The sequence below is a fragment of the Lysobacter terrestris genome, assembly GCF_014489475.1.
In the GTDB taxonomy this organism is placed as follows: domain Bacteria; phylum Pseudomonadota; class Gammaproteobacteria; order Xanthomonadales; family Xanthomonadaceae; genus Agrilutibacter; species Agrilutibacter terrestris.
The window spans coordinates 1,355,738-1,377,500 of the sequence record NZ_CP060820.1; the positions used below are offsets into that span (position 1 = coordinate 1,355,738).

The window sequence follows — 21,763 nt, forward strand, 5'->3', positions numbered from 1 at the left end:
CGCGACGGGCCCGGTTGCCTTAGTGCGTGATGTCGCCGTGGGCGAGGTCGCCGTCACGGATGACCGGCGGCACGCTGAAGGTGTGGTGCGGCGCCGGCGACGGCACGGTCCACTCCAGGCCACGGGCGCCTTCCCAGGCGCGCGCTTCGGCCTTGGCACCGGTGCGCAGCGAGCGCCACAGGATGAAGGCCATCATGAACGGCGTCACGAACATGCCGAACGCGCCGATCGAGCTGACCAGGTTCCAGTCCGCGAACACCACGTTGTAGTCCGGGATGCGGCGCGGCATGCCGGCCAGGCCGAGGAAGTGCTGCGGGAAGAACAACAGGTTGACGAACACCATCGTCCACCAGAAGTGGAACTTGGCCATGCCTTCGTTGTACATGCGGCCGCTCCACTTCGGCCACCAGTAGTACACCGCGGCGATGATGCCGAACAGCGCGCCGGTGACGAGCACGTAGTGGAAGTGGGCGACGACGAAATAGGTGTCGTGGTACTGGAAGTCCGCCGGGACGATCGCGAGCATCAGGCCGGAGAAGCCGCCGATGGTGAACAGGATCACGAAGGCGATCGCCCACAGCATTGGCGACTCGAACGAGATCGAGCCGCGCCACATCGTGGTGACCCAGTTGAACACCTTCACGCCGGTCGGCACCGCGATCAGCATCGTCGCGAACATGAAGTAGATCTCGCCACCGAGCGGCATGCCGACGGTGAACATGTGGTGCGCCCATACGATGAACGAGAGGAAGGCGATCGAGGCGGTCGCGTACACCATGGCCTGGTAGCCGAACAGCGGCTTACGGCTGAAGGTCGGGATGATTTCCGACACGACGCCGAAGGCCGGCAGGATCATGATGTAGACCTCGGGGTGGCCGAAGAACCAGAAGATGTGCTGGAACATCACCGGGTCGCCGCCGCCGGCGGCGTTGAAGAACGAGGTGCCGGCGTACTTGTCGGTCAGCAGCATCGTCACCGCGCCGGCGAGCACCGGCATCACCGCGATCAGCAGGAACGCGGTGATCAGCCAGGTCCAGGCGAAGATCGGCATCTTCAGCAGGTCGACGCCCGGGGCGCGCATGTTGAGGATGGTGGCGATGATGTTGATCGCGCCCATGATCGAGCTGATGCCCATCATGTGGATGGCGAAGATCGCGAAGGCGACGTTGTTGCCGCCCTGCAGCGACAGCGGCGGGTACATGGTCCAGCCGCCGGCCGGCGCGCCGCCGTCCATGAACAGGGTCATGAGCAGCAGGGTGAAGGCGAACGGCATGATCCAGAAGGACCAGTTGTTCATGCGCGGCAGCGCCATGTCCGGCGCGCCGATCTGCAGCGGCACCATCCAGTTGGCCAGGCCGACGAAGGCCGGCATGATGCCGCCGAAGATCATGACCAGCGCGTGCACGGTGGTCATCTGGTTGAAGAACTCGGGGCTGACGTGCTGCAGGCCCGGCTGCATCAGTTCGGCGCGGATCACCACCGACATGCCCGCGCCGATGATGAACATCACGAACGAGAACACCAGGTACAGCGTGCCGATGTCCTTGTGATTGGTCGAGAAGAACCAGCGCTCGATGAAGCCCTGCTTGTGATCGTGGGCGTGGTCATCGTGGTGCACTTGCGGGTGCGCGGCTTCGTAATGCGTCGACATGGTCGTGCCTCGGTAACTCGTTCGGATCAGCCGGCGACCGCAGCAGCGGCCGGGGCTTCGATGGCAGCAGCGGCGGGCGCTGCCTCGGCGGGAGCGGCTTCAGCCGGCGTGGCCGCCGGCGCAGCGGGAGCCGCCGTGGCGTTCTTCGCCTTCTGCTCGGCCAGCCATGCGGCGTACTCGGCCTTGGGCAGCACGCGCACGACGATCGGCATGAAGCCGTGGTCCTTGCCGCACAGTTCGGCGCACTGGCCGCGGTACACGCCCGGCTTGCTCACGCTGGTCCAGGCTTCGTTGACGATGCCGGGGATCGCGTCCTGCTTCCAGCCCAGCGCCGGCACCCACCAGGCGTGGATCACGTCGTCGGCGGTGATGACGAAGCGGACCTTGGTGTCGGCCGGCAGCACCAGGGCGTTGTCGACGTCGAGCAGGTAGTTCGGGTGGTTGGCAGTGCGCGCGTCCACCTTGCTCTGGCGGATCTGGTCGCTCCGGCGGTCCAGGCGGCTGGTGTAGCTCACGCCCTCGCCCAGGTACTCGTACTTCCACATCCACTGGTAGCCGGTGACCTTGACGGTCATCTGCGACTCGCGGGTGTCGTACATCTTGATCAGCTTGCTGGTGGCCGGGAACGCCATCAGCACCAGCAGCACGATCGGCACGACCGTCCAGATGATTTCCAGCTTGGTGCTGTGGGTGAAGTCCTTGTCCGGCACCGCACCCTTGGAGTGGCGGAACTTGAACATGGCCACGGCCATGGCACCGAACACCAGGATGCCGATGGCGATGCAGATCCACAGCGCCAGCATGTGCGCCGAGTACGCGTTCATCGACTGCGCGGTAACGCCTTCGCCCATGTTGAGCTGCCAGCGGTGCGGCGCGTTGGTCCAGGTGTCGCTGGCCTGCGCGAAGGCGAGCAGCGGAGCGGCCATCGCGGCCACGCCCATCACCCACTGTCCCGCGGTCCAAAGCTTGCTACGACCGGCTTTCATCAGTTCGAGCCCCGAAAAGATCAGTTGATTCGTGTTGTCGGTCCGCGGGCTGCCTCGGTCGGACCGCTTCGGTGCGAAGCGGCGTCGGCTCCGGCGGGGAGCCGCGCGGAACGAGGTGGCTGGCAGGCCCGGACCGCAGACCATCGGATCGGTCGGCCGGGACCCAACACGCCGGAGGCATGCCCTGAGGAGGGCGGGAGCTTCGCGGACGCTACGGAATAACCGCGAAATGGTAGCCGCCGGGCCGCGCCCGGGCAACCCGCAAACGCGGCGAGGACCGGGGGCGGCGCCGGGAAAAAGCGGCAAATGCGGCAAAAACCACGCTCGCCGGATATGACGATGTTTACTGGCCCGGCCCCGCCCGCGCTGGTGCCGACGCTCTAAACTATGCGGCTTCCCACCGCTATCGCGGACCCGATGAATCCAGTCAACACCGCCGGCGCTCCGGCGGGCGCCCCGTCGCCCGCTCCGGACGCCCTGATCAGCCCCGAGCTGCCCGCCCCGCCGACCGGCCCGCGCGCCGCCATCACCGCCGGCTGGGTCCGCGACGAGGCTGCCCACGTCCGCCACCTGCTCGAACACGCGCGCCTGCCCGCAGCCGACCATGCCGCCGCCCAGGCCACCGCCGCCGACCTGGTGCGCCGGGTGCGCGCCCGCGCCCAGGACCAGGGCGCGATCGAGGCCTTCATGCGCCAGTACGACCTGGGCAGCGAGGAAGGCGTGCTGCTGATGTGCGTGGCCGAGGCGCTGCTGCGCATCCCCGACCAGGACACCGCCGACAAGCTGATCCGCGACAAGCTCGGCGACGCCGACTGGAAGCGGCACATGGGCCAGTCCGACTCGGTGCTGGTGAATGCCTCGACCTGGGGCCTGATGCTCACCGGCCACCTGGTCAACCTCGCCGACGAAACCAAGCGCGACGTGCACGGCGCCTTCAGCCGCCTGCTCGGCCGCGTCGGTGAACCGGTGATCCGCCTGGCCGTGCGCCAGGCGATGAAGATCATGGGCCACCAGTTCGTCATGGGCCGCACCATCGCTGAAGCATTGGCGCGCTCGCAGAAGGGCGACAACGCGAATTACCGCTACTCGTTCGACATGCTCGGCGAAGGCGCGCTCACCACCAAGGACGCGCTGCGTTACCAGCAGGCCTACCGCGACGCGATCCACGCGATCGGCAAGAGCGGCAGCTATGCCAGCCGCGAAGTGTTCGGGGTCCCGTCGATCTCGGTGAAGCTCTCGGCGCTGCATCCGCGCTACGAGCACGCCAAGCGCGAACGCGTGTTCGCCGAACTGGTGCCGCGCGTGCTGGAACTGGCGCAGCTGGCGAAGTCGTACGGCATCGGCTTCACCATCGACGCGGAAGAAGCCGACCGCCTCGAACTCTCGCTCGACGTGATCGCCGCGGTCTACGCCGACACTTCGCTCGACGGCTGGGAAGGCTACGGTCTGGCGATCCAGGCCTACCAGAAGCGCGCGCCGGAAGTGATCGACTTCATCGCCGACCTCGCCCGCCGTCACGGCCGTCGCATCCCGGTGCGCCTGGTCAAGGGCGCGTACTGGGACAGCGAGGTGAAGCGCGCGCAGGTCGACGGCCAGCTCGGCTACCCGGTGTTCACGCGCAAGCCCAACACCGACGTCAGCTACCTCGCCAACGCGCGCAAGATGCTGGACGCCGGCGACGCGATCTACCCGATGTTCGCCACCCACAACGCGCAGACGATCGCGACGATCCACCAGCGCGCGAAGGCGATGGGCCGCGCCAGGCACTTCGAATTCCAGAAGCTGCACGGCATGGGCGACGACCTGTACGCGGAAGTGATTCCGGCCGACCGCCTCGACGTGCCCTGCCGCGTGTACGCGCCGGTGGGTTCGCACGAGGACCTGCTGCCGTACCTGGTCCGCCGCCTGCTCGAGAACGGCGCCAACTCCAGCTTCGTCAACCGCATCACCGACGAGGACGTCGCCATCGACGACCTCGTCCAGGATCCGGTCGCCACCGTCTCCGCATTCGAATCCATCGCGCATCCGCGCATCCCGCAGCCGGTCGACCTGTACCGCAGCTACGGCATTGAGAGGAACAATTCCATGGGCGTGAACCTCGCCAACGACGATCACCTGCGCACCCTGGCCGAACAGGTCAACGCCGCGACGAAATCCGATTGGCGCGCAACGCCGCTGGTGCCGGGCGCGAACGTCACCGGCCCGAACATCGCCGTGACCAATCCGGCCGATCGCCGCGAAACCGTCGGCCAGTGGCAGGCCGCCGACAGCGCCACCGTCGAGACCGCGCTGAACAACGCCGTCAACGCGTTCGATGCGTGGAACGCAACGCCGGCCGCCTCGCGCGCCGCGATCCTCGAACACGCCGCCGACCTGCTCGAAGCGCGCATGCCGCAGTACATCGCGCTGTGCACCAAGGAAGCCGGCAAGACCATCCCCGACGGCGTCGCCGAAGTGCGCGAAGCCGTCGACTTCCTGCGCTATTACGGCGCGCAGGCGCGCGCGCTGTTCAAGCCCGAAGCCCTGCCCGGCCCGACCGGCGAATCCAACACCCTGCAGCTGTCCGGCCGTGGCGTGTTCGTTTGCATCTCGCCGTGGAACTTCCCGCTGGCGATCTTCCTCGGCCAGGTCGCCGCGGCGCTCGCCGCCGGCAATGCCGTCATCGCCAAGCCGGCCGAACAGACCAACCTGATCGGCTACTACGCGATCAAGCTGCTGCACGAAGCCGGCGTGCCGGAAGCCGCGGTGCAGTTCCTGCCGGGCGACGGTGCGACCGTCGGCGCCGCACTGACCCGCGATCCGCGCGTGGCCGGCGTGGCCTTCACCGGCTCGACCGACACCGCGCGCGCGATCAACCGCGCGCTCGCCGCACGCGACGCCGCGATCGGCGTGCTGATCGCCGAGACCGGCGGCCAGAACGCGCTGATCGCCGACTCGTCCTCGCTGCCGGAACAGGTGGTGAAGGATGCGATCTCCTCCGCGTTCACCTCCGCCGGCCAGCGTTGCTCGGCCGCGCGCGTGCTGTTCGTGCAGGACGACATCGCCGACAAGGTCACTCACATGCTCGCCGGCGCGATGGCCGAGCTGAAGGTCGGCAACCCCGGCCTGCTCTCGACCGACGTCGGCCCGGTGATCGACGAGGACGCGCTGAAGATGCTCAAGGACCATGCCGCACGCATGGACACCGAGGCGACCAGGATCGGCGAAGTCGAAGTCGACCAGGAGGCCGCGCACGGCAGCTTCTTCGCCCCGCGTGCGTACGCGATCGGCTCGATCGACGTGCTGCACAAGGAAGTCTTCGGCCCGGTGCTGCACGTGGTGCGCTGGAAGGCTGACCAGCTCGACAACGTGATCGACGCGATCAACCGCACCGGCTACGGCCTCACGCTCGGCATCCATTCGCGCATCGACGAGACCGTGGAGAAGATCTCCTCGCGGATCAAGGTCGGCAACTGCTACGTCAACCGCAACCAGATCGGCGCGGTGGTCGGCGTGCAGCCGTTCGGCGGGCAGAACCTGTCCGGCACCGGCCCCAAGGCCGGCGGCCCGCACTACCTGCCGCGCTTCACCACCGAGAAGACCATCACCATCAACACCACCGCCGCCGGCGGCAATGCCTCGCTGCTGACGCTGGGCGATTGAGGTTCGCGCATCGGTCGCGCCACGCTGTCTGGAGAAGCCCCGCGTTGCGGGGCTTTCTCTTATGCGGCGCTAGAAACCATCGTTCCCGCATCCTGGACGAACGAAAGGCCACCACGCAGGTCCGACAGCGACCGGATGACGGCAACAAAAAAGCCCCGCCGGAGCGGGGCTTTTTCTTCAACTTGCGGCTTCGATCAGAACGAGTACTGAGCGGCGATGCCGAACAGGTTCGCCGAACCCTCCGCCTCGCCGACCAGCAGCGAGCCGCTGGACGAGACCACGTTCATCTTCGGGTTGTCGACTTCGATGCGCTGGTAGGCGGCGTCGACGCTGAAGGCATCGCTGAGCTGCCAGGTCACGCCGACCGAGTACAGCTTGCGGTCGTTGTCGGGCAGGCGCGGGGTGCGGGTTTCGTCGTGGGTCGGCGTTTCGTCCACGGCGAAGCCTGCGCGCAGGGTGAACTTGTCGTTCATGTCCCACTCGGCGCCGAGCGAATAGAACTCGGTGTCGTTCCAATCGAACTCTTCGGCGCCCAGCGAGGTGCCGTTGCTGCGCTTCACGTCGATCGTACGCAGCGACGACCAGTCGGTCGCCTGCCAGTCGGCCAGCACGCGCACGCTGTCGGTGATGTCGTAGCGGACGCTCACCGTGGTGATGCTCGGCAGGGTCAGGTCGGCACCGCCGGTACCGTCGGCAAAGCCGGCAGCGCGCGGTCCGAGCGCGGCCTGCACCGAGGCGGGCAGGGTGAAGTCGATGTCGCCCTGGATCTCGTGGTCGACTTCCGAGCGGTGCGAGAAACCGACGGTCAACGCATCGGTCGGCTGCCACTGCGCGCCCACCAGCCAGCCGAAGCCGCTGTCATCGCCTTCCACGCTGAACTTGCCGTCGGCGCTCTGCGGATGGAACGGGAACGCCGGGTTGAAGCAGTTGGCCGGGTTGCCCGAGCCCGAGCACAGGGCGGTGCCGAAATCGATCGCCTTGGTCAGGGTCGCCTCGGCGCGCTCGTAGATGAGGCCGGCGCCGACGGAGAAGCGGTCGTGCAGCTTGACCGAGGCCGACATGGTGAAGTCGACGACCTTCACGTCCGACTTCAGCGCGTGGTAGCGGCCGACCCAGCCGTCCTCGTATTCGGTCTTCAGGCCGAACGGAGCGCCGATGCTGGCGCCCAGGGTCAGGCCTTCCAGCGCGCCATGCATCGGGAACACCGCCGAGATGTTCGGCACCGGGGTGAGGTCGCCGGCGTCGCCGCCGTCGCTGCCGGTCAGGGCCGGGGCATTCGGGCCGAACGCGGCCGCCGCCCTGCCGTCGCCCTTGAACTGGAAGCTGAGGTCGATCGCGGTGACGTCGGCGCGCACGGTGGTCTTGTCGAAGCTCGACATCGCGGCCGGGTTGCCGGTCACGGCGTTGGCATCGCCATTGAACACGGCACTGCCCGCATTGGAGCGGCCGAGGTTCTTGACGCTGGATTCGCGCAACTGGAAACCGGAAGCATGGGCCTGGCCGTACGTCAGGACGCCGGCGATACCCAGGGCCAGCGCGCTGAGGGTGATGCGGTTGTTCATGCGTGTACTCTCCAATGGACTTTTCGTTTTCTAATAAGTCTTGCTGTTGGTCGCCTGCGCGGCGTCGGCCGGGCCGTTGCCGTCGCGCGCCGAGACCCCTCCCGACGTACGACACCGTATGCACTATAGCGTGGCTATTAACCAGATGCTAACAACGCCCACAGGCCGTCGGAACGGCCCAAAACCGCCGCAGGACGCGGTTTCCGCATGATGAGCGTGTTCGTCTCCCTGCCCTCGCGCGAGCGCTCGCCGCGGCGCTGGGCGGTGCCCCTGCTGTTCGCCCTGCTGTGGCTGTGCTTCCTTGCCTTCACCGTGCTGCCCAACCCGGAGCAGCAGCGCCTGATGCTGGACTGGGGCACGCTGTCCGGCGGGCTGGCCGCGCCGACGGACTGGCTGGACTGGGTCCGCGATGGCCGCGTCCTGCGCCTGTTCACCGCCCTGTTCCTGCACGCCGACTGGGCGCACCTGCTGGGCAACCTGGTGTTCCTGCTGATCTTCGGCCTGTCCGCGGAGCGGGCGATGGGGCCGTGGCGGCTGCTGGCGCTGTTCCTGCTCGGCGGCGCCGTCGCCAACCTCGGTGCGGCGATCGCGATCGGCACCCCCGACCGCCTGATCATCGGCGCCAGCGGCGCGGTCTCGGCGCTGATCGGCGCCTATCTGGCCCTGTTCCCGGGTGCCAAGCTCGGGCTGGTGGTGCCGCTGGGCCTGTTCCTGCAGTTCGTGAAGGTGCCCGCCGCGCTGTTGATCGGGGTGTGGGCGCTGCTGCAGCTGGTCTTCACCTTCATCGGCCCGGCCTTCGGCGCCGTGGCGTGGTCGGCGCACCTGGCGGGCTTCGCCTTCGGTGGCGTGTTCGCGCTGATCGCGAAGGCGGGGATCGCGCGGCGGATGCGACGGCGGCGCGGGTATTGAGGCGAGGCTGGGGTTGGGACAGGGAACCGAAGGGATAAACGGCAGGCGTTCGGAGCAGGTTGGTTGAGATGCCCGCACCGCAACCCCATCGTGTCGATGGCAGCGGCCCGCCGGATGCCGATCCCCAGTTCCCGACCTCCACGCCATGAAACCCCTCTACAAGATCACCTTCCTCAACGCCGGCAAGATCTACGAGCTGTACGCGCGCAAGATCGCCAGCGGCGCACTGTGGGGTTTCACCGAGGTCGCCGAGCTGGTGTTCGACGTCCACGACGGCGTGGTGATCGATCCCACCGAGGAGCGGCTGCGCGACGAATTCGGCAACACCCGCGTGTTGCACCTGCCGATGCAGAGCATCGTGCGCATCGAGGAAGTCGAGAAGAAGGGCCAGTCCGCCATCCGCGACGCGGCCACCGGCGAGAAGGTGGTGACGCCGTTCCCGCTGCCGGCGAAGCCGCGCTAGGCGACTCGTATCGATGCAAGCCGAGGCGCGGAACCGCTTCGGCTTGAATGCTGGCTCAGCCCGCGCGCCGACGCTGGCGGCGACGTGCCAACCAATAGCCGAGCGCCGCGCACACCAGCCCAAGGACCGGCGCCCACACCATCACCAGGCCCAGGCCCACGAACCCGCCCACGTCGCAGGGTTCGCTGACGCCCGGCGGGCAGACGTAGGTGGCCTTGACGTAGAGCCCGACGCCGAAGATCGCGACGGCCGCGCCGAGCGCGAATCCGACCAGTGCCGCCAACAGTCGTCCGACGAATTTCATTGCAGCTCAGCGCCTGATTCAGCCGCGCCGCGAAGCGGCTTCGGCTTGAATGAACTGTTAGGGCTCAAAGGTGAATTCATATGAGGTGTAGAAAGAGCGCCCGCCGTTGGCTGGAAAGGTGGCTGTGGACAGCTTCCGCTGGACACATTGGGCGAGAGATGAGTTGCCACTGAGCCAAGTCTGATCGGTGGCGCCAATTTCACTGACGTGCGCTACAACAGTGAAAGGCTTTATGGGCGATTCGGCCAGGCTGCCGCATTTCTCAAACGCGGCGCCCAAAGCGCCGCCTTGCGTCTTAACTAAGGCCAACTTGGCGGATGGGCTGAGAGACGCCTCATACGAATCAGCCAGGACCTTCGCTTGCTCAAATGACACCGGTGCAGTGGCCAATTGAAGTGCGAGAAGAATAAATGCGGTCACGAACGCTTCCCCAGTGAGCCCTTAACGCTGCTTCGTCGCCTGCGGCGCGCTCGCCACCGGCTTCTTCAGTTCGGCCAGGGCCTGGGCGATCGGCGCGTCGCCTTCGAGCACTTCGCCGGCATTGGTGCCGGGCGCGTCATCTTCCTCGCCGCGCAGGTGGCCGCGCAGGCTGGCCTCGGTGTAGTCGGGCCGGCCGCCGTTGGCGGCGTCCTTCGCCGCATGCAGCTCGACGTCGGGGACGATGCCCAGCGCCTGGATCGACTTGCCGCTCGGGGTGAAATAGCGCGCGGTGGTGAGCTTGACCGAATCGCCGTTGTCCAGCGGCAGCACGGTCTGCACCGAGCCCTTGCCGAAGGTGCGGCTGCCGACGATGCGCGCGCGCTGGTTGTCGTGCAGGGCGCCGGCGAGCACTTCCGACGCGCTCGCCGAGCCCGCATCGACCAGCACCACCACCGGCGCGCCGCCGCTGCGGTCGCCCGGGGTGGCGCTGAATTCGGCGTCGCTGATCGGCACGCGGCCGCGCGTACTCACGATCGCGCCCTTCTCCAGCAGGCTGTCGGCGATCTGCACCGCCGAGGTCAGCAGCCCGCCGGGGTTGCTGCGCAGGTCGATGACCAGGCCGCGCAGGGTGCCGCCAGCCTGTTCGCGCAGGCGGTCGAGCTGGCGGTCGAAGTCGCTGGCGGTGTCGGCCTGGAACGAGGCGATGCGCAGGTAGGCGTAGCCCGGTTCGAGCATGCGGCCCTTCACGCTGACGACGCGGATCGTCTCGCGCGTCAGCACCACGTCGAACGGCTTGGGCTTGCTCTCGCGCACGATGGTGAGGGTGACCTTGCTGCCGGGCTCGCCGCGCAGCGGGCCGGAGCTGTCGCCTTCGTCGGGCTTGAACGGCTTGCCGTCGATCGCGGTGATGATGTCGCCGGCCTTGATCCCGGCGCGTGCCGCCGGCGTGTCGTCGATCGGCGCGATCACGCGCAGCGCGCCGTCGGGCTGGCGTTGCAGTTCCACGCCGACGCCGCCGTAGGAACCGCGCGAGGCTTCGTCGAATTCCTCGGCGGTGTCGCGTTCCATGTACACGCTGTGCGGGTCGAGGTCGAACAGCAGGCCGCGGATCGCCGACTGCATCAGCTTGCGGTCGTCGATGGGTTCGACGTAGGCCTCCTTCACCGCGTTGTAGACCGCCACGTAGCGGCGGATCTCGGCCAGTGGCACCTTGGATGCATCGGTGTCCTCGGCGTCGGGCGCTTCGATCGAGGCGGGATTCGCGCCGCGCGGCGCGTCCTGCGCGAACACGGGCGTTGCCAGCAGCGCCAGCGCGAGGGGAACGACGCGTGCGGCGTGGGGGGCACGGCGGAAGGACATGAGGCGGGCACTCCGGGAAGGCATCGATCGTTGGACCGGCGGCGGCGACGCGGGTTCACGCCGTTCGCCCGATTATGGCCACATCGTCGACGGCTACGGCGAAGGAATCATTAAGCGGCGGCGTGAACGGCGCGGCGCGTGTGGCGTGCGGTTCAGCGCAGCCAGGTGTTGGGATTCACCGGCTGGCCGTTGCGGCGCAGCTCGAAGTACAGGGCCGGGCGCCCGTGGCCGCCGGAGCTGCCGACGGTCGCCACGGCGTCGCCGCGCTTCACGCTGCTGCCGACGTCCTTGAGCAACGCGTCGTTGTGCGCGTACAGGCTCATGTAGCCGTTGCCGTGGTCGATGATCAGCAGCAGTCCGTAGCCGGTCATCCATTCCGCGTACACCACGGCGCCGTCGGCCACGGCCTTGATCGGCGCGCCGGCATTGGCGGCGATCAGCAGGCCCTGGCTGGCGCGGCCATCGGGCATGGTGCGGCCGTAGCCGGCGAGCAGCGAACCCGACAACGGCCAACCCAGGCCGCCGACCTGCAACGGCGGCGCGCTCGCCACCACCGGCGGGCGCGGCGTGGCACGGGCGGTGCCCGCGTTGCGCTTGGCTTCGCGCGCGGCCTTGGCGGCGGCGGCGCGGCGTTCGGCCTCGGCGCGTGCCGCGGCGGCGCGCAACTTCTTCAGCAGTTGCTCCAGGCCCTTCGCGTCGCGCCCGAGCGCCTGCTCGCGCTGGCGGCTGTCCTGGTACTTGTCGTCGAGCTGCGCCAGCAAGGCCGCGCGCGACTGCCGGTCCTGTTCGAGCTGCCCCAGCTGCTCGCGTTGTTGCCGGCGGGTGCGATCGAGGTCGTTGCGGCGCGCCAGGATGTCCGCCTCGAGCGCGTCGAGTTCGCGCAGCTGCGTGGACAGCTGCGCGATGCGGCGGGCGCGATCGGCCTGCACGTAGCGCTGGTAGGTCAGGACGCGGTTGGCGTCGGCGACGCGATCCTGCGACAGCAGCGCCTGCAGCGGCGCGGCCTCGCCCTGCGCATAGGCGGCGCGCAGCAGGCGCGCGAGTTCCTCGCGGCGGCCGGCGAGCGCGCCCTGCATGTCGGCGCGTTGCTGCTGCAACTGCGCGAGCGACTGGCGGTCGCGGGCGAGGCGGGTTTCGGTGTCGCGCAGCACGCGGTTGGAGCGGCCGACCTTTTCGTCGGCGGCGCGCAGCTGCTTGCTCACATCACCGCGCTGGCCTTCGATCTGGCGGCGTTCGGCGGCGACCTGCTTGAGCTCGCGCTTGACGTTCTCCAGCCGGCGCTCGGTGTCGCCGCGGTTCTTCGTCGTTTCCTGCGCGCCCGCGGCCGCGGCGGATGCCGCGAGCAGGAGTGCGAAGACACCGGCGAAGGCGCGTGCGCTCATCCGGCCCGCTGGTGTTCGACGGGCGCCGCGTGGGCGTGGGCGACATCCACCAGCAGGCTGGTGCCGGTCATTTCGGCTGGCCGCGGCAGGCCGAGCAGGTCGAGGATGGTGGGCGCGACGTCGCGCAGCGCACCGCCTGCGCGCAGCGTCGCCGCCCGCGGCCCCGCGTACACGAAGGGCACGGGGCCGACCGTGTGCGAGGTGTGCGGCTGCCCGGTTTGCGGGTCGCGCATCATCTCGACGTTGCCGTGGTCGGCGGTGACCAGCAGCGCGCCGCCGACCTCGCGCACCGCACGCGCCACTGCGCCGATCGCGATGTCGACGGCCTCGGCGGCCTGGATCGCCGCGGCGAGGATGCCGCTGTGGCCGACCATGTCGGGGTTGGCGATGTTGCAGATCGCCACGTCGATCGCGCCGGAACGGATCGCCGCGACGAGCTTGTCGGTGACTTCCGGGCAGCTCATTTCCGGCTGCAGGTCGTAGGTCGCCACGCGCGGGCTCGGCACCAGCACGCGCGACTCGCCCGCGTACGGCTCTTCGCGGCCGCCGCTGAAGAAGAACGTCACGTGCGCGTATTTCTCGGTCTCGGCGATGCGCAGCTGCTTGAGCCCGGCGTCGGCGAGCACCTCGCCCAGGGTGTGGCGCAGGTCGTCCGGCGCGAAGGCGACCGGCGCGGGCAGCTTGGCGTCGTACTCGGTCAGGCACACGAAGCGCGACAGCTGCGGCCGGCGCGCGGCGAAGCCGTCGAAGGCCGGCGCGACGAAGGCCGCGGTGAGCTGGCGTGCACGGTCGGCGCGGAAGTTCATGAACACGATCGCGTCGCCGTCGCGCACCGGCGCGCCGGCACCGGCCGTATCCGATGAAATCACGGTCGGCGCGACGAATTCATCGTTCTCACCGCGCGCATACGCCTCGCGCAAGGCGCCGAGTGCGTCGGCAGCGTGGTGTGCCGCCTGGCCTTCGACGATCGCGTCCCAGGCACGACGCTGGCGGTCCCAGCGCTGGTCGCGGTCCATCGCGTAGTAGCGGCCGCTGACCGTGGCGATGCGGGCGTTGCCGGCCTGGGCACAGGCGGCTTCGAGCCGTTCCAGACTGGGCTGCGCCGACTGCGGCGGCATGTCGCGGCCGTCGAGGAACGCGTGCACGGCGACGCGCGGCACGCCCTCGCGCCTGGCCAGTTCGAGCATCGCGACGATGTGGTTCTCGTGGCTGTGCACGCCGCCGGGCGAGAGCAGACCCATCACGTGCAGCGTGGCGTCGCCGGCCTTGGCCGCGGCGCAGGCGGCGCGCAGTTCGGCGTTGGCGAAGAAGCTGCCGTCCTCGATCGCGGCATCGATCCGGGTGAGGTCCTGGTAGACGATGCGGCCGGCGCCCAGGTTCATGTGGCCGACTTCGGAATTGCCCATCTGCCCGTCCGGCAGGCCGACGAAACGGCCTTCGGTGTGGATCAGCGTGTGCGGATTGGCGGCGACCAGGGCGTCCCAGTTGGGCAGCGTGGCCTGCGCCAGCGCGTTGTCCGTCGGATCGTCGCGATGCCCCCATCCGTCGAGGATCAGCAGGACGACGGGCTTGGGACGCGAATTCGGCGACACGGGGGCTTCCGGGTTACTTCGGGCAGGGGCGGATTGTAACGGAGCGGCGTATTCAAGCTCCCCAGGCCGCGTCTAAACCCGGGCGCGGTCCGCCGCATCCAACCCGGCAACCACCGATGGAGTCCACCATGATCCGTACCCGCCTCGCCCTCGCCCTGCTGGCCGCCGTCGCCGCCCTGCCCGCCCACGCCTTCGACCGCGACGTCTCCAAGGTCAACGGCGGCATCACCGTGGAGGCCGGCGAACAGTACGGCGCGCTCGACACCGTCAACGGCGGCATCGACATCGGCGCCAACGCCCGCGTCGCCAGCGCCGAAACCGTGAACGGCGGGATCGAAGTCGGCGCCGGCGCGCAGACCGGCGCGCTGGAAACCGTCAACGGCGGCATCCGCATCGAGGAGAACGTCACCGCCAGCGGCGGCGTGAGCACCGTCAACGGCGGCATCTTCGTCGGCCGCGGCGGCAAGGTCGCCGGCTCGGTCGAGACGGTGAACGGCGCCATCGGCCTGGTCGACACCGACGTCGACGGCGACATCGAAACCGTCAACGGCGACGTGACCGTCGGCATCGGCTCGCACGTCCGCGGCGGCCTGCATTACGAGAAGCCCGGCACCTCGATCATCCACTTCGGCAAGCGCCGCGTGCCGCGGGTGGTCATCGGCCCGAACGCGCGCGTCGACGGCCCGCTGCGCTTCGAGCGCGAGGTGGTGCTGTACGTGCACGCCACGGCGAAGACCGGCGCCATCAGCGGCGCCAGCGCGATCCGCTTCGACACGCCGCAGCCGCCGGAGCAGGCCGAAAACTGAGACCGGCTCGCCCGGATCGGCCGGAGTCGGCTTCACGCTTCGTCCTTTCTTCACTTGAACCGGCAATTTCGGCACGGCCTGCGCCCCGCGGGCCGTGCCTAGAATGGGTCTCCGATGGGTTTGGGAGACCCCATGAAACAGCTTTCGCTTTCCGTCGCGCTGGCCGCGGCACTGTTGGCGGCCTGCCAGGCGCAGGCGCCGGCGCCCGCGCCCCACGACGGCAAGGCCGCGCCCGCCGCAGCGAGCGCCGCGTTCCATCCGGGCATCGATGCCGGTGATTTCGCCGCGCATGTGCGCGCGCTGGCGTCCGACGCATTCGAAGGCCGCGCCCCCGGCAGCGTGGGCGAGGACCGGTCGGTCGCGTACCTCGAGGCGCAGTTCAAGCGCCTGGGCCTGAAGCCGGGCAACGGCGACAGCTACTTCCAGACCGTGCCGATGGTGGAAACCGTCGCCGACGAGAATGTCGCGCTGACGCTGGACGTGGCCGGCAAGCCGCGTGCGCTGGAATTCGGCACCGACATGGTGGTCGGCACGCGCACCGGCCAGCCCGACGTGAGGCTGGACCGCAGCGATCTGGTGTTCGTCGGCTACGGCGTCAACGCGCCCGAGCTGCACTGGAACGATTACGCCGGCGTCGACGTGAAGGGCAAGACGGTGGTGATGTTCGTCAACGACCCCGGCTTCCACCAGCAGGATCCGGCGCTGTTCGAAGGCAACCGGATGACCTACTACGGTCGCTGGACCTACAAGTTCGAAGAAGCCGCGCGCCAGGGCGCCGCCGCGGCGCTGATCGTCCACGACACCGAGGGCGCGTCCTACGGCTGGGAAGTGGTGCGCAACTCCTGGAGCGGCGCCCAGTTCGACCTGCGCGTCGCCGACGATCCGGCGCCGCGCGTGCGCGTGCAGGGTTGGATCAGCGGCGACGCGGCGCGCTCGCTGTTCGCGGCCCTGGGGCAGAACCTGGACGCGTTGTACGCCGCCGCGGGCAAGCGCGGCTTCAAGGCGATGCCGCTCGATGCGAAGGCCTCGATCGACCTCAGGAGCCGGATCAGCGAAAAGTCCTCACGCAACGTGATCGCGCGGCTGGACGGCACCACGCGCCCGGACGAAGCGATCGTGTACATGGCCCATTGGGACCACCTGGGCAAGCACGGGCACGAAGCCGACGAACACGGCGCGGCGACGACCGCAGCGAACGCCGCGGACGACACCATCTACAACGGCGCCATCGACAACGCGACCGGCGTGGCGGGCATCCTCGAGATCGCCGAGGCGTTCGCGCAGCAGACGCCGCGCCCGGAACGCTCGCTGGTATTCCTGGCGCCCACGCTCGAGGAGTCGGGCCTGCTCGGTTCGCGTTACTACGTCGCGCACCCGGTCGTGCCGCTGGCGAAAACCGTCGCCGTCATCAATCTCGATGCGATGCCGGTGATCGGCCAGGCGCGCGACATGACGGTCGTGGGCTTCGGCAGTTCCCAGCTCGAGGACCTGCTGCGCCCCATCGCCCAGCAGCAGGGCCGCACCTTGCACGCGGAAGCGACGCCGGAAGACGGCTTCTATTTCCGCTCCGATCATTTCAACTTCGCCCGCGCCGGCGTGCCCGCGCTGTATGCGAAGGGCGGCGATGACCTGGTCGACGGCGGCACGACGGCGGGACGACTGGCGCAGGTCGATTACCGCGACCACCGCTATCACAAGCCCTCCGACGAGTACGACCCGGCGTGGAAACTGGAGGGCGTGATCCAGGACCTCGACGCGCTGTACGGCGTCGGTCGCGAACTCGCCGGCAGCGCGCAATGGCCGCGTTGGTACGACGGCAATGCGTTCCGCGCCACGCAGGACAAGCTGCGCGCCGCAAGCGACAAGTAAGGGATGCCTCGCGACGACCCAGGACGGCGCCCGCGGGCGCCGTCCGCATTTGTGGGATAGGCTGCGGCGGTCCTTCAGGGAGACGACGCCTGTGAACCTGGCCATTGCCTACTGGTGCGTGCTGATCGCGGCACTCCTGCCCTACGTCTGGGTGACCGTCGCCAAGAGCAGCGGCGAACGCTACGACAACCGCGACCCGCGCGGTTGGACCGCACGCCAGGCGAACCCGCGCGTGCATCGCGCCAACGCCGCGCAGTTCAACAGTTACGAGGCGTTCGCCCCCTTCGCCGCCGGCGTGATACTCGCCCAGCTCGCCGGCGTCGCCGCCGATCGCATCGCCCTGCTGTCGATCCTGTTCGTGCTGTTCCGGATCGTGCACGGCCTGGTCTACGTCGCCGGCTGGAAGCACGCCGTTCGCAGCCTGGCGTGGTTCGCCGCCTTCATCTGCGTGTTGCTGTTGCTGGGGCAGGCCGCGTTGCAGGTCGCTTGATCGACTCTCAGGGCGACGTTGAATACCCGTTGACCGACGTTAGCTTCCGCTTGCTGGATCCGCTGATCAGTCAGATCGAGGTGCCGCCGGCGCGGCGTGAGGCGCGTATGCTCGGTACAGCTGAGGGCGCTTCGCCATGATCCTGAACTCCATGCTCTCGAACAGCCCGGTCTTTCTTTTCTGCCTGTCCGGGCTGCTGCTGGGCGCGTACGGCGCGGCCCGCCTGGTCCAGGCGGGGTTGCGCCTCGGACGGCGGATGCTGTCGCACTAGTCGATCGGCGAAGCCGCGTGGGCATCAAACCGCGGCAGCTCCCACTCGGGTTCGGATCGCCCATTACCGGTTTGCAGCCCTTACGCGCTGACAGCTGATATTGCAGCGATTTAGTTCCCACCCCGTTTCCGTGGCCATTTCGCCGCACCTGCTGAAGCCGGGGGTAACTCACCTTCGGTAACGCAGCTGGTAGCGACTTACGTCGCGCGCGGCCGCACACATTTTCTTAGGCACAAAGAAGAACCCCCGACCTTTGGGGCCGGGGGTTCGGGGTAAATGCTCAGCGATGACCTACTCTTGCATGCGGATGCACACTACCATCGGCGCGGTTGCGTTTCACTTCCGAGTTCGGGATGGGATCGGGTGGTGCCACAACGCTATTGTCACTGAGCAAGCTTGTGAAGCGGCGCTTTAGCGCCAGCTTGCGTCTTTCGCACGTCGGGAGTGATCCCGTCGGGCTGAAGAATGTGGGTAATTGTAGCGAGTTGGTCCTGGAAGGTCACGACGTTGTCGCAAGCCTAAGGCCACTTGAGGTTATATGGTCAAGCCACACGGATCATTAGTACAGGTTAGCTCAACGCATTGCTGCGCTTACACACCCTGCCTATCAACCACCTGGTCTTGATGGTTCCTTTAGGGGACTTGTGTCCCGGGAGATCTCATCTTGAGGCGCGCTTCCCGCTTAGATGCTTTCAGCGGTTATCGCTTCCGAACATAGCTACCCGGCCGTGCCATTGGCATGACAACCGGAACACCAGAGGTTCGTCCACTCCGGTCCTCTCGTACTAGGAGCAGCCCCTCTCAAATCTCCAACGCCCACGACAGATAGGGACCGAACTGTCTCACGACGTTCTGAACCCAGCTCGCGTACCACTTTAAATGGCGAACAGCCATACCCTTGGGACCGACTACAGCCCCAGGATGTGATGAGCCGACATCGAGGTGCCAAACACCGCCGTCGATATGAACTCTTGGGCGGTATCAGCCTGTTATCCCCGGAGTACCTTTTATCCGTTGAGCGATGGCCCTTCCATACAGAACCACCGGATCACTAAGTCCTAGTTTCCTACCTGCTTGATCCGTCGATCTTGCAGTCAAGCACGCTTATGCCTTTGCACACAGTGCGCGATGTCCGACCGCGCTGAGCGTACCTTCGAGCTCCTCCGTTACTCTTTGGGAGGAGACCGCCCCAGTCAAACTACCCACCATACACGGTCCCCGATCCGGATTACGGACCTAGGTTAGAACGTCAAGCACATCAGGGTGGTATTTCAAGGTTGCCTCCGCCGAAGCTAGCGCCTCGGTTTCATAGGCTCCCACCTATCCTACACAGACGAACTCAACGTTCAGTGTAAAGCTATAGTAAAGGTTCACGGGGTCTTTCCGTCTTGCCGCGGGAACGCTGCATCTTCACAGCGATTTCAATTTCACTGAGTCTTAGGTGGAGACAGCGCCGCTGTCGTTACGCCATTCGTGCAGGTCGGAACTTACCCGACAAGGAATTTCGCTACCTTAGGACCGTTATAGTTACGGCCGCCGTTTACCGGGGCTTCGATCAAGAGCTTCGCCTTGCGGCTGACCCCATCAATTAACCTTCCGGCACCGGGCAGGCGTCACACCCTATACGTCCACTTTCGTGTTTGCAGAGTGCTGTGTTTTTGATAAACAGTCGCAGCGGCCTGGTTTCTGCGGCCAACCTCAGCTATTAACCATGGTTGGCGTACCTTCTCCCGAAGTTACGGTACTATTTTGCCTAGTTCCTTCACCTAAGTTCTCTCAAGCGCCTGAGAATTCTCATCCTACCCACCTGTGTCGGTTTACGGTACGGTCTGCGTAAGCTGAAGCTTAGGAGCTTTTCCTGGAAGCGTGATATCGGCAGCCTAGCCCTAATGGGCCGGTCCTTAGTCTCAACGTTGCCCCCCCGGATTTGCCTAAGGGGACCGCCTCAACTCTCTCACCGGGACAACCAACGCCCGGCCTGCCTAACCTTCTCCGTCCCTCCATCGCACTTACGCGAGGTGCTGGAATATTAACCAGCTTCCCATCGACTACGCATTTCTGCCTCGCCTTAGGGACCGACTAACCCTGCGTCGATTAACGTTGCGCAAGGAAACCTTGGGCTTTCGGCGTGCGGGTTTTTCACCCGCATTATCGTTACTCATGTCAGCATTCGCACTTCCGATACCTCCAGCAGCCTTCTCAAGCCACCTTCAACGGCGTACGGAACGCTCCTCTACCGCGCATCACAAAGTGATGCACCCCAAGCTTCGGTTTCGTGCTTAGCCCCGTTAAATCTTCCGCGCAGACCGACTCGACCAGTGAGCTATTACGCTTTCTTTAAAGGGTGGCTGCTTCTAAGCCAACCTCCTGGCTGTCTGTGCCTTTCCACATCGTTTTCCACTTAGCACGAAATTTGGGACCTTAGCTGTGGGTCTGGGTTGTTTCCCTTTTCACGACGAACGTTAGCACCCGCCGTGTGTCTCCCGCGCAGTCTGTCTTGGTATTCGGAGTTTGCCATGGTTTGGTAAGTCGCAATGACCCCCTAGCCATAACAGTGCTCTACCCCCAAGAAGATTCACGCGAGGCGCTACCTAAATAGCTTTCGAGGAGAACCAGCTATCTCCGGGTTCGATTAGCTTTTCACTCCTAATCACACCTCATCCCCTACCTTTGCAACGGGAGTGGGTTCGGGCCTCCAGTACCTGTTACGGTACCTTCACCCTGGGCATGACTAGATCACCCGGTTTCGGGTCTACTGCCCGCGACTATGCGCCCTTATCAGACTCGGTTTCCCTTCGCCTCCCCTATACGGTTAAGCTCGCCACGAACAGTAAGTCGCTGACCCATTATACAAAAGGTACGCAGTCACCCCGAAGGGCTCCTACTGCTTGTACGCACACGGTTTCAGGGTCTATTTCACTCCCTTCACCAGGGTTCTTTTCGCCTTTCCCTCACGGTACTGGTTCACTATCGGTCGGTCAGGAGTATTTAGCCTTGGAGGATGGTCCCCCCATGTTCAGACAGGGTTTCTCGTGCCCCGCCTTACTCGATTTCACTGGATGAGGTCTTTCGCATACCGGGCTGTCACCGTCTATGGCCGAGCTTTCCAACTCGTTTTGCTAAACCTTACCCAGCTTAAGGGCTGGTCCCCGTTCGCTCGTCACTACTGGGGGAATCTCGGTTGATTTCTTTTCCTCCGGGTACTTAGATATTTCAGTTCTCCGGGTTTGCTTCCAGCAGCTATGTATTCACTGCAGGATACCTATTGCTAGGTGGGTTTCCCCATTCGGACATTGCGGGATCAATGCTTGTTGCCAGCTCCCCCGCACTTTTCGCAGGCTGCCACGTCCTTCATCGCCTCTGACCGCCAAGGCATCCACCGTGTGCGCTTATTCGCTTGACCATATAACCCCAAGTCGCCTCAGGATTATCGTTGTGCCAGGGGGTACAAAGCCCCGGCGCGAATATCAACGACATTTCAAATGTTAGGAACTCTCACGCTTGCGCGCGGGTTCCCGCCTTAGCCTCACGACACGTCTGTAGACCTTTTGATCTCAGAACGCTCGCTACAATTCCCAGTTTTCAAAGAACACGAATCCGGCTTCAGCGCCGCAATCGTTTCAAATCTTCATGTGTGTGCGCAGTTCAGAGTTGCCATCGGGATGGTGGTGGGTCTGGGAGGACTCGAACCACCGGCCTCACCCTTATCAGGGGTGCGCTCTAACCACCTGAGCTACAGACCCAAAAGTCTTGCCTGGCGTGGTGGAGCTTGTCGGGATCGAACCGACGACCCCCTGCTTGCAAAGCAGGTGCTCTCCCAGCTGAGCTAAAGCCCCATCGAAACGGGACGCTCCCGCGGTCAAGCCTGGCGATTGCTCGCCCTGACTTACCGGGAACTCTGAATGCAGGTCACTTGTGCGGACGTCTGACAGGCTTTACCTGTCTTTAGTCTCTAAAGGAGGTGATCCAGCCGCACCTTCCGATACGGCTACCTTGTTACGACTTCACCCCAGTCATCGGCCACACCGTGGCAAGCGCCCTCCCGAAGGTTAAGCTA

14 protein-coding genes, 2 tRNA genes, 3 rRNA genes and 1 pseudogene (1 of these 20 only partly in view) are annotated in these 21,763 nt (G+C 66.2%); 7 read left to right on the forward strand and 13 right to left on the reverse strand.

All coding sequences use genetic code 11. The annotated features are described in order from the left end of the window. Positions 1-19: 19 nt before the first annotated feature. The gene (gene ctaD, locus H8B22_RS06370; RefSeq protein ID WP_187713259.1) at positions 20-1,651 is read right to left on the reverse strand and encodes a cytochrome c oxidase subunit I; all 1,632 of its coding nucleotides are present in this window, start codon (positions 1,649-1,651) and stop codon (positions 20-22) included. Between the two features lie 26 nt (positions 1,652-1,677). Beyond that, entirely contained in the window at positions 1,678-2,637 is a 960-nt protein-coding gene (gene coxB / locus H8B22_RS06375; protein WP_187713260.1) for a cytochrome c oxidase subunit II, read from the reverse strand. 417 nt (positions 2,638-3,054) lie between these two features. Between coxB and putA the strand changes: the two genes are divergently transcribed. After that, positions 3,055-6,279, forward strand: a complete 3,225-nt coding sequence (putA, locus tag H8B22_RS06380) for a bifunctional proline dehydrogenase/L-glutamate gamma-semialdehyde dehydrogenase PutA (RefSeq protein ID WP_187713261.1) — start codon at positions 3,055-3,057, stop codon at positions 6,277-6,279. A 194-nt stretch (positions 6,280-6,473) separates the two neighbouring features. On the opposite strand, the gene H8B22_RS06385 is transcribed toward putA, so the two are convergent. Then, positions 6,474-7,841 carry an OmpP1/FadL family transporter gene (locus H8B22_RS06385; protein ID WP_187713262.1) on the reverse strand — a complete coding sequence of 456 codons (1,368 nt, stop codon included), beginning with the start codon at positions 7,839-7,841 and terminating at the stop codon, positions 6,474-6,476. A 216-nt stretch (positions 7,842-8,057) separates the two neighbouring features. Here H8B22_RS06385 and H8B22_RS06390 point away from each other — a divergent pair, with 216 nt between their 5' ends. Both H8B22_RS06390 and H8B22_RS06395 read left to right on the forward strand, forming a co-directional pair. After that, entirely contained in the window at positions 8,058-8,750 is a 693-nt protein-coding gene (locus H8B22_RS06390) for a rhomboid family intramembrane serine protease (RefSeq protein ID WP_187713553.1), read from the forward strand. Between the two features lie 145 nt (positions 8,751-8,895). After that, positions 8,896-9,213, forward strand: coding sequence for a DUF1820 family protein (locus H8B22_RS06395; RefSeq protein WP_187713263.1), 318 nt, complete (start codon positions 8,896-8,898; stop codon positions 9,211-9,213). Between the two features lie 55 nt (positions 9,214-9,268). On the opposite strand, the gene H8B22_RS06400 is transcribed toward H8B22_RS06395, so the two are convergent. The 5 genes and pseudogenes from H8B22_RS06400 to gpmI all read right to left on the reverse strand — a co-directional run bounded on the left by H8B22_RS06400 (position 9,269) and on the right by gpmI (position 14,270). Next, a complete protein-coding gene (locus tag H8B22_RS06400; RefSeq protein WP_187713264.1) occupies positions 9,269-9,517 on the reverse strand; it encodes a hypothetical protein in 249 nt (82 codons plus the stop codon). A gap of 57 nt (positions 9,518-9,574) precedes the next feature. Then, on the reverse strand, positions 9,575-9,937 hold the full coding sequence (locus tag H8B22_RS06405) for a hypothetical protein (protein WP_187713265.1): 363 nt from the start codon (positions 9,935-9,937) through the stop codon (positions 9,575-9,577). A gap of 24 nt (positions 9,938-9,961) precedes the next feature. Beyond that, positions 9,962-11,296, reverse strand: a pseudogene (locus tag H8B22_RS06410) (S41 family peptidase); the annotation flags it as partial. Between the two features lie 152 nt (positions 11,297-11,448). After that, the gene (locus tag H8B22_RS06415) at positions 11,449-12,678 is read right to left on the reverse strand and encodes a murein hydrolase activator EnvC family protein (protein ID WP_187713267.1); all 1,230 of its coding nucleotides are present in this window, start codon (positions 12,676-12,678) and stop codon (positions 11,449-11,451) included. Further along, entirely contained in the window at positions 12,675-14,270 is a 1,596-nt protein-coding gene (gene gpmI, locus H8B22_RS06420) for a 2,3-bisphosphoglycerate-independent phosphoglycerate mutase (RefSeq protein WP_187713268.1), read from the reverse strand. Before gpmI ends, H8B22_RS06415 begins: the two co-directional genes overlap by 4 nt. 128 nt (positions 14,271-14,398) lie before the next feature. Between gpmI and H8B22_RS06425 the strand changes: the two genes are divergently transcribed. From H8B22_RS06425 to H8B22_RS14920, 4 genes are all read left to right on the forward strand, one after another. Beyond that, positions 14,399-15,076: a DUF4097 family beta strand repeat-containing protein gene (locus H8B22_RS06425; RefSeq protein ID WP_187713269.1), complete on the forward strand. Its 678-nt coding sequence runs from the start codon at positions 14,399-14,401 to the stop codon at positions 15,074-15,076. Positions 15,077-15,208: 132 nt separating this feature from the next. Then, complete coding sequence (locus H8B22_RS06430) at positions 15,209-16,945, forward strand: M28 family metallopeptidase (RefSeq protein WP_187713270.1); 1,737 nt, start codon at positions 15,209-15,211, stop codon at positions 16,943-16,945. Between the two features lie 91 nt (positions 16,946-17,036). Beyond that, on the forward strand, positions 17,037-17,435 hold the full coding sequence (locus H8B22_RS06435; protein WP_208456931.1) for an MAPEG family protein: 399 nt from the start codon (positions 17,037-17,039) through the stop codon (positions 17,433-17,435). Between the two features lie 136 nt (positions 17,436-17,571). Then, the gene (locus tag H8B22_RS14920) at positions 17,572-17,706 is read left to right on the forward strand and encodes a hypothetical protein (protein ID WP_284690676.1); all 135 of its coding nucleotides are present in this window, start codon (positions 17,572-17,574) and stop codon (positions 17,704-17,706) included. A 278-nt stretch (positions 17,707-17,984) separates the two neighbouring features. On the opposite strand, the gene rrf is transcribed toward H8B22_RS14920, so the two are convergent. From rrf to H8B22_RS06460, 5 genes are all read right to left on the reverse strand, one after another. Then, positions 17,985-18,097: ribosomal RNA gene (rrf, locus tag H8B22_RS06440) — 5S ribosomal RNA — on the reverse strand. A gap of 147 nt (positions 18,098-18,244) precedes the next feature. After that, positions 18,245-21,109, reverse strand: a 23S ribosomal RNA gene (locus H8B22_RS06445). Between the two features lie 263 nt (positions 21,110-21,372). Continuing rightward, positions 21,373-21,449 (reverse strand) — tRNA-Ile (locus tag H8B22_RS06450). A 17-nt stretch (positions 21,450-21,466) separates the two neighbouring features. After that, positions 21,467-21,542, reverse strand: a tRNA-Ala gene (locus H8B22_RS06455). A 118-nt stretch (positions 21,543-21,660) separates the two neighbouring features. Further along, a 16S ribosomal RNA gene (locus tag H8B22_RS06460) occupies positions 21,661-21,763 on the reverse strand; it runs 1,442 nt beyond the window's last position. The 16S, 23S and 5S rRNA genes sit together here with 2 tRNA genes alongside, the layout of an rRNA operon.